The sequence below is a fragment of the Corynebacterium urinipleomorphum genome, assembly GCF_900155535.1.
In the GTDB taxonomy this organism is placed as follows: Bacteria; Actinomycetota; Actinomycetes; order Mycobacteriales; family Mycobacteriaceae; genus Corynebacterium; species Corynebacterium urinipleomorphum.
Window position 1 is genome coordinate 97717 of the sequence record NZ_LT706964.1, and the last position, 19469, is coordinate 117185.

The following is a 19469-nucleotide window of genomic DNA, read 5'->3' on the forward strand; positions in this document are numbered from 1 at the left end:
TAATGGTCTTCGAGACCGGGGCGCCGCGGTCGTGGGTGGGTCAAGTCCCGTGTAGTGGTGTAGCCGTTCGTGCTTTCGGCTCGGTATGAAGTTCGGGGTTTGGTTAGGCGGTTAGCTGGTGCTGCTCACCATGATCGTCTCCTGTGCGGTGCATGAGGTGTTTGGTCTGTTCGAGTGCGGATAGTGACATGTAGCGTTTCTGCTGGATCCAATCGTCGTGTTGCTCTGCAAGTACCGCACCAACAAGCCGGATGATGGATTCACGATTCGGGAAGATACCCACAACATCGGTGCGCCGGCGGATCTCCCGGTTTAACCGTTCTGTGGGATTGTTCGACCACACCTTCGTCCAAACTGGTTTCGGGGCGGCGGTAAACGCCAACACCTCATCGAGTGATTCCTCTAAGTACGTTGCTACCTGGGGGAACTTCGGTTCCAACAGATCAACGACCTCATGGGCTTGCCCCCAGGTGGATGCCGCGTCAGGTTGCTGGAAGATCGTCTGGAACATCGCTGAGACCATCGGCCACTGTGTTTTCGGGACCTGCTCGTAGAGGTTCTTAGCGAAATGGGTGCGGCACCGCTGCCACGACGCATCAGGCAGCACCTCAGCAATGGCGTGCTGGATGCCTTCGTGAGCGTCACTGGTGATCAGGAAGACACCGCGAAGTCCGCGGGCTTTTAAGTCTTGGAAGAAGCCTTTCCACGATGCGTTGGATTCCGCGGTGGCGACGTGCATGCCGAGCATTTCGCGGTAGCCGTCGGCGTTGACCCCGGTGGCCAACAGCACGCAGCATTTGACCACCCGGCCGCCTTCACGCACCTTGATCGTCAGCGCATCGCACGACAGGTAGGCGTACCCACCGGGATCGAGTGGACGGTTTTTGAAATCGGCGACCATCTCGTCGAGTTCTTCCGACATCCGTGAGACTTGCGATTTCGACATGTTGGAAATGCCAAGTGTTGCCACCAGATCGTTCATTCTGCGGGTGGAGACCCCTTTGAGATAGCACGTCGCGATCACGGTCGATAAGGCCCGTTCGGCCCGTGAGCGTCGCTCGAGCAGCCAGTCTGGGAAGAAAGCGCCGTGGCGTAGCTTCGGCACTGCCACATCGATCGTGCCGACGCGGGTGTCCAGATCGCGGTGGCGGTACCCGTTGCGGTGGTTGACCCGCTCGGTGGAAGCAACACCGTACTCGGCGCCGCAGACGGTGTCGGCCTGGGCGGAGAGGATCTGGTTGATAAACCCTTGCAGCATCTGCCGCATTAGATCTGGCGACGCTTGGGCGAGCAGATCGTCCAGATAGGTTGTCGGGTCGATAGAATGCGGAGCAGCGGTCATCGTCATGTGCCTTTCGGTGAGATGTGGTAGTTGAGTCGAAAGGTTACTGACGGTGGCCGCCCCACTATTTTCAAGGGCCCACCATCAGCAAGCGTTACACCACACTAAGGGACGCAACCTCGTGGGTGTGGAGGCCGCCGGATATGAGAGCGGTGACATCCATGTTGTCGTGAAGGCGGGCGGGTCTAGGTTTTTGGTAATTCATGCCCTCTTAGACCGCTCAGAGGGGTGGTTCGGTGAAGCGTCCTGGTTTTTGTTCCGCTTATTTAACGCCCAACGTTTGAGCGTCTGATCGTTGATAGTAGGCGTCCTCCATCTCCTGTGGAGTGATATATCCCAGGGATTGATGAAGTCGCTGGTTGTTCCACCAGTGCACCCAGCGAAGGGTGGCGATCTCGACTTCACCGACCGATGCCCACGGCCGGTGGGGATAAATCAGCTCTGTTTTGTAGAGCCCGTTGACCGTTTCAGCCAACGCGTTGTCATAGGAGTCGCCGACGGTGCCGACAGACGGATCGATACCGGCCTGGGCGAGCGCTTCACCATAACGGATCGAGACATACTGCGAGCCGCGGTCACTGTGGTGGACAAGCCCTTCTGAGCGAAGATCACCAGCGTGATACAAAGCGTGCTCAAAGGCCTCCAACGGCAGTTCATCGGTACGCATGCTCGCCCGAGTCGCCACACCGACGATCTTCCTGGAGTACACATCGGTGATAAACGCGGTGTAGGCAAAACCAGACAAGGTGCGCACATAGGTGATGTCAGCGACCCACAACCGGTGCGGCGCGGGTGCAGTGAAGTCACGGTTGACCAGGTCAGGGCGGCAATCCGGCACGTTGGCCCGAAGCGTTGTCATCGGTGTGCGGCCACGCCTGCGGCCTTGAATACCAGCTTGCTTCATCAAACGCGCGGTCTGATCACGACCGATGTTCCAGCCGGCGCGCTGCATAGCCTTCCACATCTTGCGGACCCCGTAGACGCTGAAGTTGTCCTCGTAGACCCTCACCAATTCAGGAATAAGCAGCGCATCTGACAAACTCCTCGCCGACGGCGCTCGTGCTTTCGCTGCTCGGTAACCGCGAGAGGTGATGAACCCACATTCTGTCTCTTTCAAGGTGCGACAGATAGCCTCGACCCCGAAGCGATCGCGATACGCATCGATGTATTCGATCATCTTCTGGTGGGACGGTCGAGTTCCGCCGCGAAAAAAGCTGACGCGGTTTTCAAGATCTCGTTAGCCCTGCGTAGCTCCTTAATCTCTTTCCGGAGCCGCTTCAGCTCGTCAGCCGCTGACTCGCCGGCGCCAATCTCAACATCGGACGAGGCCATATTCGGCTTCAACCAATCGTTGAGCGTGTGCGCTGGAATGCCGAGCTTTTCACCGATCTCTACGGCTGCACCCCATTTCGAACACCCTTCGAGCTCAACGAGATCCTCAGCCAAACGCACTGCCTTGGCCTTGAACTCGTCACTGTACTTCCTTGGCATGATTCCAATCCTTCTCTAGAAATGATCGGAACTAAACCCAGGACACTTCAGGGCCCCGGGACACACGAAAGAAAACCGGGGCTGGGCACGGGAGAGCGCCGAGACACGGGAGGGCCCCGGACCCCGGCCCCGAGGAACCCAAACCCCGTGACCCCAAAAAACTAGTGCTGGTGGTAGTCGCTTAGGAAGTTGCCCAGGCGCTCGATCGCGTTCTCCAGCTGTGACGCCCACGGGAGCGTGACCACGCGGAAGTGGTCCGGCTTGGGGTAGTTGAAGCCGGAGCCGCCGACCATGAGGATCTTCTCGCTCTTGAGCAGGTCGAGCATGAAGCGCTCGTCGTCGTGAATCTCGTACATATCCAGGTCGACCTTTGGGAACGCGTACATCGCGCCCTTCGGTTCCACCACGGACACACCGGGGATCTCGCGGAGCTTCTTCACGGCGATGTCGCGCTGCTTCTTCAAGCGGCCGCCCTCACCAGTGAGGGCGTAGATGGACTGGCGTCCGCCGAGAGCGACCTGGATCGCGTGCTGGCCCGGGACATTCGAGCAGAGGCGGGTGCCGGCGAGCAAGTCGAGGCCCTCGATGAAGCCGGTGGCGCGGCGGCGCGGTCCGGTGATGACCATCCAACCAGCGCGGTAGCCGCAGACGCGGTACGCCTTGGACAGGCCGTTGAAGGTGCAGGTGACTAGGTCGGGGGCGATGGCGGCCATGGAGTGGTGCACGGCGCCGTCGTAAAGCACGCGGTCGTAGATCTCATCGGCGAGCACCATGAGCTCGTGCTCGCGCGCGATGTTGGCCAGGCCCTCGAGGACCTCCTTGGAGTACACGGCGCCCGTCGGGTTGTTCGGGTTGATCACCACGATCGCCTTCGTGCGGTCCGTGATCTTCGACCGGATGTCCTCGAGCGACGGGTTCCAGTCATCCTCCTCGTCGCACACGTAGTGCACGGCCTTACCGCCAGCGAGGGTGGTCGCAGCCGTCCAGAGCGGGTAGTCGGGGGAGGGGATGAGGACCTCGTCGCCGTCGTTAAGCAGTGCCTGCGTGGTCATGGAGATGAGCTCAGACACGCCGTTGCCCAAGTAGACGTCGTCGATGTCGAAATCGGGGAAGCCGTCGATCTCCTCGTAACGCGTGACCACCGCGCGACGTGCGGGAATGATGCCTTTCGACGTCGTGTACCCCTGCGACGTGGGCAGAGCCGCAATCATGTCGCGCATGATCACATCGGGTGCGTCGAAACCGAAGACCGCCGGGTTGCCCGTGTTGAGTTTGAGAATGGAGTGGCCGTCGCGCTCCATTTCCTCCGCTGTCGCCGCGACAGGCCCGCGCAGGTCGTACGCGACGCCCTTCAGCTTGTCCGCCTGGTCGAAGTGGCGGTGGCGCTTCAACGGCGCGCGCTTCGGCTTCTCCGTCTGCTGCTCCGCCTTGGTGTCGGTGTTCTTCTCTTTCGACGTTTTGCTCATGCGCCAATTCTTCCAAAAACCGCGCGACTATTTGGTGAATCGGTCCAACGTGCGCTGCGCGAAGTCCATGGCGTCGCCCGTCAGCTGGTCGCGTTGCACGCCGCGCTCAGCTTTTCTGCGTTCCTCTTCCATTCGCCGCGCCGTTTGCAGCTCCTTGAGTTGCTGGCGTTCCAGCTGGCGTGGGCTCGGCGCGTACCAGCTGTCCGGGCCCGCTTTCATGATGTACAGGACTGTGAACAGCACCGGGATGATGAGAAGCAACAGCGCCCATGCCGCGGCCCCCGTGGTGGTGCTCAAGCCCACTGCGGCGGCAAAGGACGCCAGCGAGCCCAGCGAGAAAATACCAAAGCGCGTGTTCTTCCCGTTCGCGCGGGCACGTTCGATCTCGCTGCGGGTGAACGTCTGCTCGAGCTCTCCCGGGTGCTGCGGCTGGTGGTCCGGCAGATCGTAAAAAAGCGGCACGAGGTCCCGGTGCGTCGTCGCTTCGCCCACCTCCTCGCAGCGGCGGTTGAACTCGTCGCTGTCCAGCCGGCCCTCGCCGAGCGCGTAGCTTAGGCGCGCCACGGCTTCGGAGCGGTCCAAGTCCGACAGGCGGACGAGATCGCTGCTCGGGCGGTGGGGCTGATGCGGCTGCGAGGGCTGCTGAGGCTGGGGGCTGGGCGGAATCACGTTTTCCATACTAAACCGTCGCGCCAGTGTCTCTGCCTAGACAAACTTTTCGGCGCTAATACACTGTGATCTATGACAACTCCGAATAATCCCAATGATTTCCCCAGTTACGGTGACTATCCGTCCTATGGCGATGGCCAGAACCCGGGTCAGGATTCTCTCAATGAATACTCTCAGGATCCGACCCAGGGCTTTGGCCAGGGCCAGTACCCGGCGACATCCGGCTACGTGAATCCCGAGACCCAGTCCGAATCCGGACGTCCCCTGCACATCCCTGCACAGCCGCTCCCGGTTGCGGAGCCCATTCCGTTCGGCTTCAAGCGCCTATTCACCAGCCAGTGGCACGTCTACATCGGTCTGATGTTCCTGCCCATGCTCATCGGCATGATCGGTGGTGCGATTTTCATCCTCCCGCAGATCATCAATGACGCGAATAGGGGTGTGGAGGAACTCAGTACGTCCACAAGCGCCACCATGACCATTTGGCAGGTGCTGGTGTCAATCCTGTCGCTCGTCTTCAGCCTCGTCGTCTACAAGGTCGCGCTGAAAGACACCCGCGGGGTGAAGCCGACGTGGAACAACGCCTTCAAGGACGTGCCATGGGGACAGGGCATCCTCGCCTACATCCTCACCGCGCTCGCATTCGGTGTTGCCTTCGTTGCGCTGATGTTCGTCAGCGGCCTCATTGGGTCCCAGGTTCCGGCGCTCGGTGTGGTGCTCATTGTGCTGACCATCATCGGGTTCATTTTCCTCTACCCGTTCATGGTGATGATCCCGCTCTACGCCGTCGATGGGAAGACCACCGCTGCTGGTGCTTTCGCCGCAGGGTGGAACGACGTCAAGGCCAATTACTGGCGCGTGTTCGGTGCGTTGCTCTTGGTGGGTCTGGTGACTGCCGGTATCACCATTTTCACGCTCGGTTTGGGCGCTCTCATCGCTGCGCCTGCCCAGGTGCTGGCGAGCGTATTCGTGTACCGCTGGATCAGCGACCACGGCGAGACCGCCGAGGCCGCGCTGCAGTCGCAGCCGTACCAGCACCCGGAGCAGCCGGGTGGGTACATGAGCATGTACTAAGCCTCTTCGCTGAACTGGGACTGGTTCAGCTCGAAGTAGGTTCCTCGCCGGGCAAGGAGCTCCTCGTGAGTTCCCTGCTCGGCGATTTTTCCGTTCTGCATCACAATGATCAGGTCGGCGTCGCGGATCGTGGACAAGCGGTGCGCGATGACGAAACTGGTGCGGTTGCTGCGCAACGCGTTCATCGCTTCCTGCACGAGGACCTCGGTGCGGGTGTCCACGGAGCTGGTCGCCTCGTCCAGGATGAGCAGGCCGGGCTGGGAGAGGAAGGCGCGGGCGATGGTGATCAGTTGGCGCTCGCCGGCGGAGATAGAGCCGCCGTCCTGGTCGATCTCCGTGTCGTACCCGTCGGGGAGGGTGCGCACGAAGCGGTCCACGTACGTCGCCCGCGCCGCGGCGATGACTTCCTCGTCGGTCGCGTCGAGGCGGCCGTAACGGATGTTCTCCATGATCGTGCCCTTGAACAGCACAGCATCCTGCAGAACCATGCCGATGCGGGAACGCAGCTCGGCGCGGGTGAGATCGCGGATGTCGGTGCCGTCGAGGCGGATGGCGCCGGCGTCTATCTCGTAGAAGCGCATGATCAGGTTGACCAGTGTGGTCTTTCCTGCACCGGTCGGCCCGACGATCGCGGCGGTCTGGCCGGGCTCGACGCGCAAGCTCAGATCCTGGATCAGGGGGGTGTCGGGGGAGTAGGAGAAATCGACGTGGTCGAATTCCACGAGGCCCTGCGTTACTCCGCCCTCACCCGCGGCATCTGTTGCGGTGGTCTTCTCCGGCTCTTCCTCCTCCGCGTCCAGCAGCTCGAAGACGCGCTCAGCGGAGGCGACGCCGGATTGCAGCATCTGCATCATTCCGGCGACCTCGCCCAGCGGCTGGTTGAGCTGGCGGGAGTACTGGATGAAAGCCGTGGCGTCACCAAGCGTGAGCTTGCCCGACGCGACCTTCAGGCCGCCGAGCACCGCGATGGCAACGTACGACAGCGAGCCGATGAACTGCATGATCGGGTGCATCGAGTTGGCCAGGAACTGCGCTTTCTGCGCGGCGGTGGCAAGATCCTCGTTGCGCTCGTCGAATTCGGCGCGGATCTGCTCGGAGCGCCCGAAGATGGTGGCCACATCGTGGCCGGTGAACGCTTCTTCCACGTGGCCGTTCAAGTCGCCGGTGGCTTTCCACTGGGTGACAAACTGCTTCTGCGAGCGGGTTCCCACCACACCCATCACGGCACCCGTCAGCGGAATGGCCAATAGTGCGACGAAGGCGAGCTGCCAGGAGATGGAGAACATCATGATGATGATTCCCACGAGTGTCAGCAGCGCGTTGAACAGCGACGACAAGGATTGCTGGAGGGCCTGCTGGACATTGTCCACGTCGTTGGTGGTGCGGCTCATCACGTCGCCGCGTTGCCGCGAGTCGAAATACGACAGCGGCAGATGGTTGATCTTCGCTTGCACGCGCTCACGTAGGTCGAACACCGCGCGCATGGTCAGCTTGTTCAAGATCGCGCCCTGCGCCCACATGAGCAGCGAGGCGACAACGTACAACGCCAGGACCATGAGGATCAGGCTGCGGAGGCGGTCGAAGTCGATGCCGTGCCCCGGGTTCAGGTCCATTGCTTCGGCCATGTCGGCGAAGCGGTCTTGTCCCGCGGCGCGCAAACCATCGACAGCCTGCTGCGCGGTCGTTCCCTCGGGCAGTTGCCGCGAGATCGCGCCTGAGAAGATCACGTCCATCGCCCGGCCCATCACGCGCGGCGCCCACACGGCGAGGAGAACTGACCCCGCGTTCATGAGGAAGACGAATATCAGCGCGATCTTGTACGGCGTGAGAAGTCCGAGGAGCCGTTTCGCGGACGGCCAGAATTGCTTGGCTTTGCGCGGGGCTTTGTTGGAGTAGTCGTCCCCGGCCATTTTGGCCTCGTATTCGGCCAATTGCTCGTCGTTAAGCTGCTCGCTCATGCGGTCACCGCTTTCTGGCTCGCTTCGATCTCGCGGTAGGTTTCGCTGGTGCGCATCAGCTCCTCATGGGTTCCGCGTGCGACGATTTCGCCGGCTTCCATCACGAGAATCTGGTCCGCGTTGCGTATCGACGCCACCCGCTGCGCCACCACCAGCACCGTCGCATCCTTTGTGTAGGCGGTCATGGCCTCCTGGAGTTTCGCTTCGGTGACGGCGTCGAGGGCGGAAAATGAGTCGTCGAAAAGATAGATGTCCGGGCGGGCGACGAGCATGCGCGCGATGCACAGGCGCTGGCGCTGCCCTCCGGAGACGTTGCTGCCGCCTTGCGCGATGGGCATGTCCAAGTCCTCGACGAAGTGGGCCTGGGCAGTGCGCAGTGCCTCCCAGATCTCGTCGTCGGTGGCGTCAGGCTTGCCCACGCGCAGATTCGAGGCGACCGTGCCGCGGTACAGCCAGGGCTTCTGCGGCACCATGGCCACGGAACCGCCGAGCCGGACCTGGCCGGAGGTGGGGTAGTACAGCTGCGGGATGAGGCCCATGAGCGTCGACTTTCCCGAGCCTGTCGAGCCGATGATCGCCGTGACCGTCCCGGGGCGCGCGGTGAAGTCGATGTCTTTCAGCACGGGCTCCTCAGCGCCCGGGTAGCGGTATGTCACGTCGGTGAATTCCACGATCCCCCGCTCCACTTCGGATGCGTCCGGCTGTTGGTTTTCCGCCGGCGGCGCAGTGTGCTCGTACGCCAGCACCTCGGAGATGCGGCGGCCGCAGACGATGGCGCGGGGCAGCATCATCAGCATGAACACGCCCATCATGACGGCCATGAGAATCTGCATCAGGTACTGCATGAACGCGGTGAGCGATCCGACTTCCACCAATCCCTGATCCACGCGGTGGCCGCCGAACCACAGCACGGCTGCCGTGGCCACGTTCAGGATCAGCATGATGACGGGGAACATGGTGACAAAGACCCGGCCGATATTCAGGCTCAACTTGGTCAGAGCTGCGTTGGCGTCGGTGAACCGCTCCGATTCGAACTCTTCCCGGCCGAAGGCCCGGACCACACGGATGCCGGCGATCTGCTCGCGCAGCAGGCCGTTGATGGCGTCGAGCCTTTGCTGCATGCGCCGGAACAACGGCATGAGCAGCGCCGCAATGATGGTCACCACCACGGCGAGCACGACCACCGCGACGATGACCAGCCACGACATGCCCGAATCCTGGCGCAGCGCCATGATCACGCCGCCGATAGCCATGATCGGCGCGGTGACCATGAAGTTGAAGAAGAGCAGCGTGGTCATTTGCACCTGCTGCACGTCGTTGGTGGCGCGGGTGGTCAACGTCGCCGCGCCGAAGTGGGACATGTCCTCGGAGGTGAAACGGCTGACGTTGTCGTAGACCGCCCTACGGATATCGCGGCCGATCTTCATCGCAGCGGCGGACGCGACCCACACAGCACCCACCGCAGCGGCCACCTGGGCGAGCGACACCGCGAGCATGAGCAGACCCACGCGGCGGATATACGGCACGTCCGCTTGGGCGACGCCGTTGTTGATGATGTCCGCGTTCAAGTCAGGCAAGTACAGCGTGGCCAATGTGGACACCAGCTGCAGCACGACGACGGCAGCGATGTGGCCGGCATACTGTTTGCCAAAACGCCCGGTGAGGCGCAGAAGTTCCATGAGTTTTTCTCTCCCCAGATCAATGTGACGGCGCAAGCTTACACCTCGGGTCGGACACGGTAATTCCTCTACGCGGAGGCGGGCGGGGAGGGGCAGCGGAGACGTCGATAAGCGAAAAAAGAGGGGCTCCGAAGAGCCCCTCCGTGCTGGTCAGCTTATACCTGCCAGCGGTCGTCCGGTCCTGTGGTGCGGTCGGCGTAGCGCTTCTGCGCCGTGCCGTACTCATCCTCCGGAAGCTGGTAGAAGTACACGCGCGGCATGACAGCCTCAGCGTGCTCGAGGTAGGTGGTGACAAAGTTGTCCACGTCCTCGCGCTCCGTCGAGGCCTTGTTCACGTAAATGAACAGCGGGCGGGACAGCGGGTAGTTGCCGTTCCTCGCCTCCTCGGCTGTCGGGGCGACACCGTCGACGCTGACGTTGTCGATCAGGTTGCGGTTCTCCTCGTCGGTGGCGAGGTAGTTACCGATACCCATGAAGGACAGGGCGTTCTTGTCTTCAGCGACCCACTTGGACAGCTCCTGGATGTCGTCGGTGGACTCGTAGTCGTCGCGGATCTCGTCGCCGCCCAAGACCGTCGCTTCGAAGACGCCGAGCGTACCGGAGCCGGCCGGGCGGCCGTAGAGCTTGATCTCCTCGCCCGGCCAGGACGGGTCGATGTCGGACCATTTGGACACCGGGGAATCCTTGGACCAGATGTCGTGCAGCTGTTCGATGGTCAGGTCCGCGGCGAAGTCGTTGTCGCGGTGCTTCACAATCGTGATAGCGTCCAGGCCGATCGGCAGCTCGATGTACTCGACCTTGTTGTCGGCGCACTGCTTCTGGAAGTCCACGGGCGCACCCGCACCCGGGATGGCCACAGAGGCGTCGTTGATGTCGGCTTCGCCGTTGCAGAACTTCTCAAAACCGTCGGTCGAGCCGATGGCCTCGACGTTGACGTCGAAGTCGTAGCGGTCTGCCATGTAGGAGGTGATCGGCTCGACGGTGGCTGAACCGGTGGCCTGGATGGCGTCCTCGCCCGGGGTGTTGTCGGAGGAGGAGCAGCCGGCCGCGAACACGGTGACGGCGGCGAGCATCGAAGCGGTGAGTGCCTTGCTGGACTTAAGCATGGTTCTTGCCCTCCTGCATCTCGGCGCGGAACTCGCGGAGCAGGCGGAAGAGGTTCTTCCAGGAGCCCTGGGAGTTGCTCCAGTAGTGGGCGAAGTGCTCGTCCAGCTCAGCCTGCTGCTCCGGAGTGACGTTCGGGTTGATCTTCTTGTGCTTGCGGCCGTGAGCGGCATCGATGCCCTCGCCGCTCTCGCCGGCAATGACGGTGGTGTCGCCGCCGTCAGCAGGCTCGACGACTGCACCGGCGGATGCTGCCTCAGCCGCGTGGTCCTCGGTCAGACGCTGCTTGTTGCGGCCGCGGGCGTTGAGCTCGTCGCGCAGCTCGTCAGCGGTCTCCTCCAGCTCGGCGAGGAGTGCTTCCAGGGCCTCATCCGGTGCCTCATTCTTGATGAGGTCCTGGGCCATCGGGGACAGGTCGGGGGTCTCGTTCGGGTTAGTCATGGGGGAATCTCCTTACATCACAGCGTTGGAAATGAAGACTGCCAGCAGCGGGATGGCGAAGAAGACGCCACCGATATAGATGAAGACGTACAGCTTGTTCTTCTCGGCCAGGGTGGCCAACCAGTCAGAGCAGCGGGGCGGAACGCCGCGCAGGAACGGAATGCCCAGGATCAGGATGGCGGAGAAGAGGTTGAACAGGGTGTGCACCAGCGCACCAGCCATTGCGGCGTCGGCTTCGGCGCCGGATGCGGAGAAGGCAGCGATCAGGCCGGTGACGGTGGTACCGATGTTAGCGCCGACCACGAACGGGAACAGCTCGCGTACGTTGAACTTGCCGGACGCGGCAAGCGGAACCGTCAGAGCGGTGGTGGTGGAGGAGGACTGGACCAGTGCGGTGATCAGGGCACCGGACAAGGCGCCGACAAAGGCGTTCTTGCCCAGTGCGGCGTAGAGGATGTCCTGCGCCTTGCCCACGAGCAGGGCGTTGAGGATCTTGCCGATGAAGCTGATGGACAGCAGAATCAGCACAACACCGATGACGGCGAGGACGACACCGCCCCAGACGTCGCCAAGCGGCTCGACAATGCCGCCGGCCAGGTCGACGAGAGGCTCAGTGATCGTGTCAATGAAGTCGCCGAGGGCCTCGAAGCCCCGGGAGAAGACGCTGTCGCCGGAACCAGACAGGGACGGCGCGATCGCCGTTGCCGTCTTGCCCAAGAAGCCCGTGAGCATTTCCAGCGGGAAGAAGAAGCAGATGGCGATGAGGTTGAAGAAGTCGTGGACGGTCGCCATGGAGAAACCGTTCTTGAACTGCTTCTTGTTGCCAGCCAGGCCGAGGGCCACCAGGGTCGAGGTCACCGAGGTACCCATGTTCGCGCCGAACAGCATCGGGATGGCGATGTTCAGCGGCAGGCCACCGGCGATCATGCCCACCACGATGGAGGTGGTCGTCGACGAAGACTGAATGATCGCCGTGGTGACGATACCGATGGCCAGACCCACGAACGGGTTCTCCGCGAAGGAGAACAGCTCCTTGGCCTGGTCGCCGGCGGCCATCTTGAAACCGTCGCCGATCATGCCCACACCGTTCAGCAGCAGCCAGATGCCCAGGAACACGGCGATCCAATTGACTACCTGCTTCGCGGTGCCTTCAAACGGGAGGAAGCCCAGGGGATCGCTTTCCTGATCGTCGTCGAGGTCGTTGTCAGAGTCGTTCTTGTCGGACGCGTTCTTTTCGTTCTTGCCGGGCTTACCGTCAACACTGACGGATTCGGAATCGACCACAGTCCGGTCGATGACGCGCACGTCTGCGTCTTCCGGCAAGTCGTGCTCACCGGCGAGATCGCGGGGGAGTCCCTTGTCGCTCATAAGTTCTCTCTTCTTGGTTTTGGGGGAACATAGGCGACTCGAACGGTACTCACAGGTTGTGGCCAGGGGGTTAACGGATGTTTAACGGGCCGAGAAAGGTTGCGGCCCTGAAACAACAGGGCGGCCAAAACGGCCGGGTCCCGAAACAACTGGGCGCCGCGAAAGATCCCCGAGCCCTATGCGCTGCATAGTTCCTGGGGATTCAGCGACCCTGCACGGATGCACGGCCATCCAGCAATTACGGGACCGCAGGTACAGCCAGCCCGCCAGCGACAATCGCATTCCACTTATCGACGCTGACAATGCCCCCGTCTTCCCATGCCTCCCCCGGGACCTCCGCAGAACTATGCGCTGCATAGTTCCTGGGGTTTTGTGTGGCGGCAGCAGACCGGGCAGTACTCCGGACCGTACTCCGGTCCGCCCATGCCGGGCGGTGCCACCCACGCCAGGTGGTGAAGGGGATCGCGCGGGATTCCAGGAGGGCGACGATCGCGCCGGGTTGGTCGGCGGCCGAAGGCTCGGTGACGACCGGAGTGCGGCCGACGGCGAGTGACGGAGTGGCGCTGAGGGTCTCGTACACCTCTCCCGCTTCGGCAGATGTGCCGACAACGGTCAGGGAGCCATCAGTGCCGGCCACCACAACTGTGTCGTAGTAGTGGGTGAGCTCGCCAATGGTCACGTCAGTGCCAACGCGGACATTGCCGAACAGCCGCAGGCGTGGCACGAACGCGGCTGGAGAAGCAGAGAATGCGTCCACGAAAGAGCCCGGCGCCTCGCGGTGCTCCGCGGCGAAGCGGATGACGCCGGTGGGGGCGGGTGCGGCATCGAAAAGGTCGACGAAGTAGGAGTGGCTGGTCCCCGGCATGCAGATCAAGGCGTCCGATGCATGAATGCCGGCGGCGCCGGCGCCGACGACGGCCACGCGGTGAGCGCGGTGTACGTGGGTCATGGTGACTCCTTTGATCGTGTTGGGGGGCCGCAGCCGGAACCCGGGAAGTGGCTAGACTGCTTGGTCTATAAACTTAGCCACGAATGGTACGGAGTCAAGCGATCCCCGAGATTTACATTCATCACAAATCCCAGCATGAAGTCATTTTTCGAAGCACCGTCGTGGTTCCGCGGAGATGGGGTGTGTAGCGTTCATCACAACAAACAGCGCGGTCTATTAATAGACAGAGCGGTATATCAAGGCGGCGCAGAAAAGTGCCGCCCCGAGCCAGAGAAAACCGAGCCAGAGAAAAACAAGGAGGCGGCATGACCACCACGGCGAGCCCGGAGAAAACGGCACGTAAGCCCCGCCCCGCGCGCACACCCAAGCCGGAGGGCCAGTGGAAAATCGACGGTAAGGCACCGCTGAACCACGACGAAGAGCTCAAGCAAGAAGAGCCGGTGCTCCAGGTCAAGCAGAGGGTCATTGACACCTACTCCAAACAGGGTTTTTCTTCCATCCCCAACGAGGACTTGTACCCGCGCTTCAAGTGGCTGGGCCTGTACACGCAGCGCAAGCAGAACCTGGGCGGCGAGCACACGGGCAAGGACAACCTGGAACTGCAGGACGAGTACTTCATGGCGCGCGTGCGTTTCGACGGCGGCCAGTGCTCCACCGCCCAGGCCCGCGCCGTCGGGGAAATCTCCCGCGATTACTGCCGCTCCACTGCGGATCTGACGGATCGCCAGAATATCCAGCTGCACTGGGTGGGCATTGAGGATGTGCCGGCGATCTGGGACAAGCTGGAGTCCGTCGGCCTGAACACCTGGGACGCCTGCGGCGACGTGCCGCGCGTGATCATGGGTTCGCCGGTGGCGGGCATTGCCAAGGACGAGATCATCGACGCCACCCCGGCTATTGAGAAGATCAAGAACGAGTACGTCCTCCGCGAGGAATTCCAGAACCTGCCGCGCAAGTTCAAGTCGGCGATCTCCGGCAACGCCCGCCAGGACGTCATCCACGAGATCAACGACATCGCCTTCATCGGCGTGGAGCACCCGGAGCTCGGCCCCGGCTTCGAGCTCTTTGTCGGCGGCGGCCTGTCCACCAACCCGATGCTGGCGCAGTCCCTCGGAGTGTTTGTCACGCTCGAGGAGGTCCCCGAGGTGTGGGCCGCGGTGGTGCGCATCTTCCGCGACTACGGTTACCGCCGCCTGCGCAACCGCGCACGCCTGAAGTTCCTCGTCGCGCAGTGGGGCACCGCGAAATTCCGCCAGGTGCTCGAGGACGAGTACTTGGGCTACTCGCTTCCAGACGGCCCGCGTGCCCCCATGAACCTCATCGACCGCGACCACGTCGGCGTGCACGAGCAGAAAGACGGCAAGGTCTACCTGGGCGTGAAGCCGACGATGGGCCACCTCACCGGCGAGCAGCTCATCGCCATCGCGGACTTGGCGGAGAGCTACGGCCTTACCCGCCTGCGCCTGACGTCGTTCAAGGAAATCCTCTTCCTGGATGTGGATCCGGACAAGGTTGACGCGCTTGCGGCGGACCTGCAGGAGATGGGCATGTACTCCAAGCCCAGCGAATTCCGCCGCGGCATGCTCACCTGCACGGGCCTTGAGTACTGCAAGCTCGCGCACACCACCACCAAAGCCAAGGGCATCGAGCTTGTCGACGAGCTGGAGGACCGCTTCGGCGACATCGATTCCCCCATCACCATCACGCTCAACGGCTGCCCGAATTCCTGCGCGCGCACGCAGGTCTCCGACATGGGCTTCAAGGGCCAGATGGTCGACGATGGCAACGGCAACAAGGTCGAGGGCTTCCAGGTGCACCTCGGCGGCACGGTCACTCGCGAGAACGCCGATGGCGAGAAGGAAGCCAATTTCGGCCGCAAACTGCGCGGGCACAAAGTGCTCTCGTCCGAATTGGGGGAGTACGTGAGCCGGGTGGTGGCAAATTACGTCGATAAGCGGAACGACGGCGAGATCTTCCGCGACTGGGTGCTGCGCGCCGACGAGGAGGACCTGAAGTGAGATTCCGGCGCGAACCGAACGCGAACCGTAATTTCCCCACTCACTGCCCGTATTGCGCGGGCGAGGGGCTGTTCCCGGACGAGACAAGCGATTTCGCGTGGAAATGCACCGAATGCCTCCGTATCTTCGAGGTGAAGTTCCACGGGCAGGATGCCCCGGAACACGCCCCGGCGCCGGCGAAATCCACGGAGCAAGCCATCCAGGAATCGCTCGCGCACCACGGGCACGACGCGGTGTTGAGGAAGGAGAAATAATGGCCGATTTTCTGTCGCGGGCCAGCGCCGACGTGCGCGACCCCGAGATCAGCCCAGAGGGGCCGAAGGAGACAGAACCGCTGCGCGCGGACATCGCGGAGGAGAACGCACGGCTTGTCGACGCCTGGGCCGACAAACTCTACGACGCCTCCGCGCAAGAGATTCTCGAATGGGCGCACGAGCACGCGCCGGGCAAGCTCGCGGTGACGCTGAGCATGGAGAACACCGTGCTGGCGGAGCTGGCCAAGGACTTCCTCCCCGAGGCGGACTTCCTGTTCCTGGACACCGAGTACCACTTCCCGGAGACCCTCGAGGTGGCCGACCAGGTGGAACAGCGTTACCCGAACCAGGAGCTCGTGCGCGCGAAGGCGATTCTGTCGCGCGAGGAGCAGGACCGCGTGTACGGCCGCGCGCTGTACCGCACGAATCCGACTGCGTGCTGCCGGATGCGCAAGGTCGAGCCGCTGGCAGTGCACCTGTCGCCGTACGCGGGCTGGGTGACCGGTCTGCGGCGTGCGGACGGACCGACGCGCGCGCAAGCGCCGGCGCTGTCCCTCGACGCGACCGGGCGGTTGAAGATCTCGCCGCTGATCACCTGGTCTCTGGACGACACTGACCACTACATCGACGACAAGAACCTGATCATCCACCCCCTGACCAAGCAGGGTTACCCCTCCATCGGCTGCGCCACCTGCACGCTGCCGGTCGCCGAGGGCGAAGATCCCCGCGCGGGACGGTGGGCGTTCAGCGCCAAGACGGAATGCGGGTTGCACTCATGACACAGACAGACACACTTTCACCCCACCTCAAAGACCTCGAGAACGAGTCGATCCACATCATCCGCGAGGTAGCGGGGCAATTCGACAAAATCGGCCTGCTCTTCTCCTCCGGCAAGGACTCCTGCGTGGTGTACGAGCTGGTCCGCCGCGCGTTCGCTCCAGCCGCCCCTCCGATTGAGCTGCTGCACGTGGACACCGGCCACAACTTCCCCGAGGTGATCGAATTCCGCGACCGCCTCGTCGAGGAGACCGGTGCACGCCTGCGCGTCGCCCACGTCCAGGACTGGATCGACCGCGGCGACCTGGTGGAGCGCCCCGACGGCACCCGCAACCCGCTGCAGACTGTGCCGCTGGTGGAGACGATCGCCGAGGTGGGCTACGACGCCGTCCTCGGCGGCGCCCGCCGCGACGAGGAGCGCGCCCGCGCGAAGGAGCGCGTCTTCTCCGTCCGCGATTCCTTCGGCGGCTGGGATCCGCGCCGCCAGCGCCCCGAGCTGTGGGACCTGTACAACGGCGAGAAGCTGCCGGGCGAGAACATCCGCGTCTTCCCCATTTCCAACTGGACCGAGTCCGACGTGTGGGAGTACATCGGCGCCCGCAACATCGAGCTGCCCGCCATTTACTTCGCGCACGACCGTGAGGTGTTCAGCCGCGACGGCATGTGGCTGACCGCCGGCGACTGGGGCGGCCCGCGCGAGGGCGAGACGGTGGAGACCCGCCTTGTCCGCTACCGCACCGTGGGCGACATGTCCTGCACCGGTGCCGTGGAATCGAACGCCACCACCATCGACGAGGTGCTCGCCGAGCTGGCCACCTCCACCTTGACCGAGCGCGGCGCCACCCGCGCCGACGACCGCTTGAGCGAGTCCGCCATGGAGGACCGCAAGAAGGAGGGCTACTTCTGATGAGCGCACCCACCGCTACTTCCCCCGCCGCGACCGAGGTGCTGGCCGACCGCGCGACCTTGCGTCTGTGCACCGCCGGCTCCGTCGACGACGGCAAGTCCACCTTTGTCGGCCGCCTGCTGCACGACACCAAGTCCGTGCTGGCGGACCAGATGGCCAGCGTCGAGCGCACCTCCGCCGACCGCGGCTTCGAGGGCCTGGACCTCTCCCTGCTTGTCGACGGTCTTCGTGCCGAGCGCGAGCAAGGCATCACCATCGACGTGGCCTACCGCTACTTCGCCACCGACAAGCGCACGTTCATCCTCGCGGACACCCCGGGCCACGAGCAGTACACGCGCAACACGGTCACGGGCATGTCCACGTCCCAGGTCGTGGTCTTGCTTGTCGACGCCCGCAACGGCATCAAGCCCCAGACCGTCCGCCACCTCACCGTGGCGAGCCTGCTTGGCGTGAAGACGGTCATCCTGGCCGTGAACAAGATCGACCTGGTGGACTACTCCGAGGAGGTCTTCAACGGCATCCGCACCGAGTTCGAGCAGCGCGCCGCGGCTCTGGGCATCGCCGAGCCGCACGCGGTGCCGATCTCCGCGCTCAAGGGCGACAACGTGGTCGAGCGTTCCAGCGAGACCCCGTGGTACGACGGCCCGAGCGTCCTCGAGCTGCTTGAGACCATCCCGGTGCACTCCGGCCGCGCGCTGGACCTTCCGTTCCGCTTCAACATCCAGTACGTGCTGCGCGAGCACACCACCGACTACCGCGCCTACGCAGGCACCGTCAACGCCGGTACGATCAGCGTGGGCGATACCGTCACCGCGCCGAACAGCCGCACCACGACGGTCACGCACATCGATACCGCCGACGGCCTGGACGGCGCGACCACCGCGGACGCCGGGGACGCGGTCGCGCTGCGCCTCGCCGACGACATCGACCTCGCCCGCGGCGATCTTCTCGCCGCAGCGCCGTACCCGGAGTTCACCCGCGAGTTCCAGGGCACCGTCGTGGGTCTGACTGAGAAGGACATCGCAGCGGGCCAGGCCGTGAAGCTGCGTTACGGCACCTCGCTCGTGCGCGCACGCGTGGCCAGCGTCGACCGCGTGCTGGACATCGATGGCACTCCGGAGCAGAACTCCGACGACACTGCGCCGGCGTCCTTCGGCCTCAACGACATCGCGCACGTCACCGTCCAGACCGCGCAGGAGCTGCCGGTGGAGGACTACGCGGCGCGCGGTGCCGTGGGCAATTTCCTGCTCATCGACCAGGCCAGCGGCAACACGCTCGCCGCAGGACTCGTGGGAGCACGGCTGAGGTAAGCACCATGGCGGCACAGACGGCATTGATCACGCTCTCCCACGGCTCGCGCCACCCAGGCGCACAGCCGGGAGTCAGCGAGCTCACGCAGGCGGCGGCCCGCCAGTTGGGGGTGACCGGGGTGGATGCGCACCTCGAGTTCGACACCCCCGACCTCACCGCGGCCGCACGCCAGATCGCTGAGCAGGGGTATTCCCGCGCCGTGGTCGTGCCCACGCTGTTCACCACCGCCTTCCACGCCACGCACGACGTGCCGGAAGCCGTCACCGCAGCCCGCGCAGCGACTGGCCTCGAGCTCGTTCCCGCCGCAGGTCTCGGCCAAGGACGCGACATCGCGGCGGTACTCGCGGCACGCGCGCTTGTCTGCGCCCCACGCACCCGCCACATCATCCTCTACCCCGTGGGCACCTCCAACGAGGAAGCGGCGGGGGAGACGGGGGGGGTGGGGCGGGGCCGTCTCCTATACCCAACTAACTTGGGATAAGAGCANGGGGCTGGGACGGGACGTCGAAAAGCTTGCCGGCATTCCGGTGACCACCGTTCCTGCGACTGGGGTGGGCGAGTTCGTCGGCGCTGACGGCATTCAAGCGGTGGCCAGCGAAGACGCGCACTTATTACCGCTATTTGTCACGAGGGGGTTGCTCCTGGACCGGGTTCACCGAAT

At 63.5% G+C, this 19469-nt stretch carries 17 protein-coding genes and 1 other annotated feature; of the genes, 7 read left to right on the top strand and 10 right to left on the bottom strand.

From position 1 onward, the window contains the following. Positions 1–103: 103 nt before the first annotated feature. The 4 genes from CZ338_RS05980 to CZ338_RS05995 all read right to left on the bottom strand — a co-directional run bounded on the left by CZ338_RS05980 (position 104) and on the right by CZ338_RS05995 (position 4968). A complete protein-coding gene (locus CZ338_RS05980) occupies positions 104–1342 on the bottom strand; it encodes an IS256 family transposase (protein WP_204211789.1) in 1239 nt (412 codons plus the stop codon). A gap of 262 nt (positions 1343–1604) precedes the next feature. Next, positions 1605–2833 (bottom strand): IS3 family transposase gene (locus CZ338_RS05985; RefSeq protein WP_143341230.1). Its coding sequence is split into 2 segments (ribosomal slippage): positions 1605–2557 and positions 2557–2833, totalling 1230 coding nucleotides; the frame shifts between segments, so codons are not numbered across the junction. Then, positions 2459–2558 (bottom strand) — a sequence feature (AL1L pseudoknot). (Overlaps the previous gene by 100 nt.) A 161-nt stretch (positions 2834–2994) precedes the next feature. Continuing rightward, positions 2995–4299: a pyridoxal phosphate-dependent aminotransferase gene (locus CZ338_RS05990; protein WP_087117380.1), complete on the bottom strand. Its 1305-nt coding sequence runs from the start codon at positions 4297–4299 to the stop codon at positions 2995–2997. A 27-nt stretch (positions 4300–4326) separates the two neighbouring features. Further along, positions 4327–4968 carry a DUF1707 SHOCT-like domain-containing protein gene (locus CZ338_RS05995; protein WP_162287315.1) on the bottom strand — a complete coding sequence of 214 codons (642 nt, stop codon included), beginning with the start codon at positions 4966–4968 and terminating at the stop codon, positions 4327–4329. A gap of 72 nt (positions 4969–5040) precedes the next feature. Between CZ338_RS05995 and CZ338_RS06000 the strand changes: the two genes are divergently transcribed. After that, the gene (locus tag CZ338_RS06000; protein ID WP_087117382.1) at positions 5041–6042 is read left to right on the top strand and encodes a hypothetical protein; all 1002 of its coding nucleotides are present in this window, start codon (positions 5041–5043) and stop codon (positions 6040–6042) included. Here the strand turns inward: CZ338_RS06000 and CZ338_RS06005 are convergent. The 6 genes from CZ338_RS06005 to CZ338_RS06025 form a co-directional block, all read right to left on the bottom strand. After that, positions 6039–8000 (bottom strand): ABC transporter ATP-binding protein, encoded by a 1962-nt coding sequence (locus CZ338_RS06005; protein WP_087117383.1) that lies wholly within the window; start codon positions 7998–8000, stop codon positions 6039–6041. The two genes, CZ338_RS06000 and CZ338_RS06005, sit on opposite strands and share 4 nt — an antisense overlap. Then, on the bottom strand, positions 7997–9679 hold the full coding sequence (locus tag CZ338_RS06010) for an ABC transporter ATP-binding protein (protein ID WP_087117384.1): 1683 nt from the start codon (positions 9677–9679) through the stop codon (positions 7997–7999). The genes CZ338_RS06005 and CZ338_RS06010 overlap by 4 nt, the downstream gene beginning before the upstream one ends. A 155-nt stretch (positions 9680–9834) precedes the next feature. Next, entirely contained in the window at positions 9835–10785 is a 951-nt protein-coding gene (locus CZ338_RS06015) for a substrate-binding domain-containing protein (RefSeq protein WP_162287316.1), read from the bottom strand. Continuing rightward, positions 10778–11224: a hypothetical protein gene (locus CZ338_RS10905; protein ID WP_162287317.1), complete on the bottom strand. Its 447-nt coding sequence runs from the start codon at positions 11222–11224 to the stop codon at positions 10778–10780. The genes CZ338_RS06015 and CZ338_RS10905 overlap by 8 nt, the downstream gene beginning before the upstream one ends. Before the next feature lie 12 nt (positions 11225–11236). Next, complete coding sequence (locus CZ338_RS06020) at positions 11237–12592, bottom strand: Na/Pi symporter (protein ID WP_087117386.1); 1356 nt, start codon at positions 12590–12592, stop codon at positions 11237–11239. A gap of 238 nt (positions 12593–12830) precedes the next feature. Beyond that, positions 12831–13541 carry a hypothetical protein gene (locus tag CZ338_RS06025; RefSeq protein ID WP_087117387.1) on the bottom strand — a complete coding sequence of 237 codons (711 nt, stop codon included), beginning with the start codon at positions 13539–13541 and terminating at the stop codon, positions 12831–12833. 305 nt (positions 13542–13846) lie between these two features. On the opposite strand from CZ338_RS06025, the gene CZ338_RS06030 reads away from it, so the two are divergent. The 6 genes from CZ338_RS06030 to CZ338_RS11105 are packed head-to-tail and all read left to right on the top strand — an operon-like array spanning position 13847 to position 19289. Further along, positions 13847–15559 carry a nitrite/sulfite reductase gene (locus tag CZ338_RS06030; RefSeq protein ID WP_087117388.1) on the top strand — a complete coding sequence of 571 codons (1713 nt, stop codon included), beginning with the start codon at positions 13847–13849 and terminating at the stop codon, positions 15557–15559. Then, the gene (locus tag CZ338_RS06035) at positions 15556–15813 is read left to right on the top strand and encodes a hypothetical protein (RefSeq protein ID WP_087117389.1); all 258 of its coding nucleotides are present in this window, start codon (positions 15556–15558) and stop codon (positions 15811–15813) included. The genes CZ338_RS06030 and CZ338_RS06035 overlap by 4 nt, the downstream gene beginning before the upstream one ends. Then, on the top strand, positions 15813–16592 hold the full coding sequence (locus CZ338_RS06040; RefSeq protein WP_087117390.1) for a phosphoadenylyl-sulfate reductase: 780 nt from the start codon (positions 15813–15815) through the stop codon (positions 16590–16592). Before CZ338_RS06035 ends, CZ338_RS06040 begins: the two co-directional genes overlap by 1 nt. Further along, positions 16589–17497: a sulfate adenylyltransferase subunit CysD gene (cysD, locus tag CZ338_RS06045; RefSeq protein WP_087117391.1), complete on the top strand. Its 909-nt coding sequence runs from the start codon at positions 16589–16591 to the stop codon at positions 17495–17497. The genes CZ338_RS06040 and cysD overlap by 4 nt, the downstream gene beginning before the upstream one ends. Then, positions 17497–18807 carry a sulfate adenylyltransferase subunit 1 gene (locus CZ338_RS06050; RefSeq protein ID WP_087117392.1) on the top strand — a complete coding sequence of 437 codons (1311 nt, stop codon included), beginning with the start codon at positions 17497–17499 and terminating at the stop codon, positions 18805–18807. Before cysD ends, CZ338_RS06050 begins: the two co-directional genes overlap by 1 nt. 5 nt (positions 18808–18812) lie before the next feature. Next, the gene (locus CZ338_RS11105) at positions 18813–19289 is read left to right on the top strand and encodes a CbiX/SirB N-terminal domain-containing protein (RefSeq protein WP_235839473.1); all 477 of its coding nucleotides are present in this window, start codon (positions 18813–18815) and stop codon (positions 19287–19289) included. Positions 19290–19469: the final 180 nt, after the last annotated feature.

Bases quoted from the DNA above. Each gene is read 5' to 3' on its own strand.
- CZ338_RS05980 (WP_204211789.1), bottom strand. From the start codon at position 1,342: ATGACCGCTGCTCCGCATTCTATCGACCCGACAACCTATCTGGACGAT.
- CZ338_RS05990 (WP_087117380.1), bottom strand. From the start codon at position 4,299: ATGAGCAAAACGTCGAAAGAGAAGAACACCGACACCAAGGCGGAGCAG.
- CZ338_RS06000 (WP_087117382.1), top strand. From the start codon at position 5,041: ATGACAACTCCGAATAATCCCAATGATTTCCCCAGTTACGGTGACTAT.
- CZ338_RS06005 (WP_087117383.1), bottom strand. From the start codon at position 8,000: ATGAGCGAGCAGCTTAACGACGAGCAATTGGCCGAATACGAGGCCAAA.
- CZ338_RS06010 (WP_087117384.1), bottom strand. From the start codon at position 9,679: ATGGAACTTCTGCGCCTCACCGGGCGTTTTGGCAAACAGTATGCCGGC.
- CZ338_RS06015 (WP_162287316.1), bottom strand. From the start codon at position 10,785: ATGCTTAAGTCCAGCAAGGCACTCACCGCTTCGATGCTCGCCGCCGTC.
- CZ338_RS10905 (WP_162287317.1), bottom strand. From the start codon at position 11,224: ATGACTAACCCGAACGAGACCCCCGACCTGTCCCCGATGGCCCAGGAC.
- CZ338_RS06020 (WP_087117386.1), bottom strand. From the start codon at position 12,592: ATGAGCGACAAGGGACTCCCCCGCGATCTCGCCGGTGAGCACGACTTG.
- CZ338_RS06025 (WP_087117387.1), bottom strand. From the start codon at position 13,541: ATGACCCACGTACACCGCGCTCACCGCGTGGCCGTCGTCGGCGCCGGC.
- CZ338_RS06030 (WP_087117388.1), top strand. From the start codon at position 13,847: ATGACCACCACGGCGAGCCCGGAGAAAACGGCACGTAAGCCCCGCCCC.
- CZ338_RS06040 (WP_087117390.1), top strand. From the start codon at position 15,813: ATGGCCGATTTTCTGTCGCGGGCCAGCGCCGACGTGCGCGACCCCGAG.
- cysD (WP_087117391.1), top strand. From the start codon at position 16,589: ATGACACAGACAGACACACTTTCACCCCACCTCAAAGACCTCGAGAAC.
- CZ338_RS06050 (WP_087117392.1), top strand. From the start codon at position 17,497: ATGAGCGCACCCACCGCTACTTCCCCCGCCGCGACCGAGGTGCTGGCC.
- CZ338_RS11105 (WP_235839473.1), top strand. From the start codon at position 18,813: ATGGCGGCACAGACGGCATTGATCACGCTCTCCCACGGCTCGCGCCAC.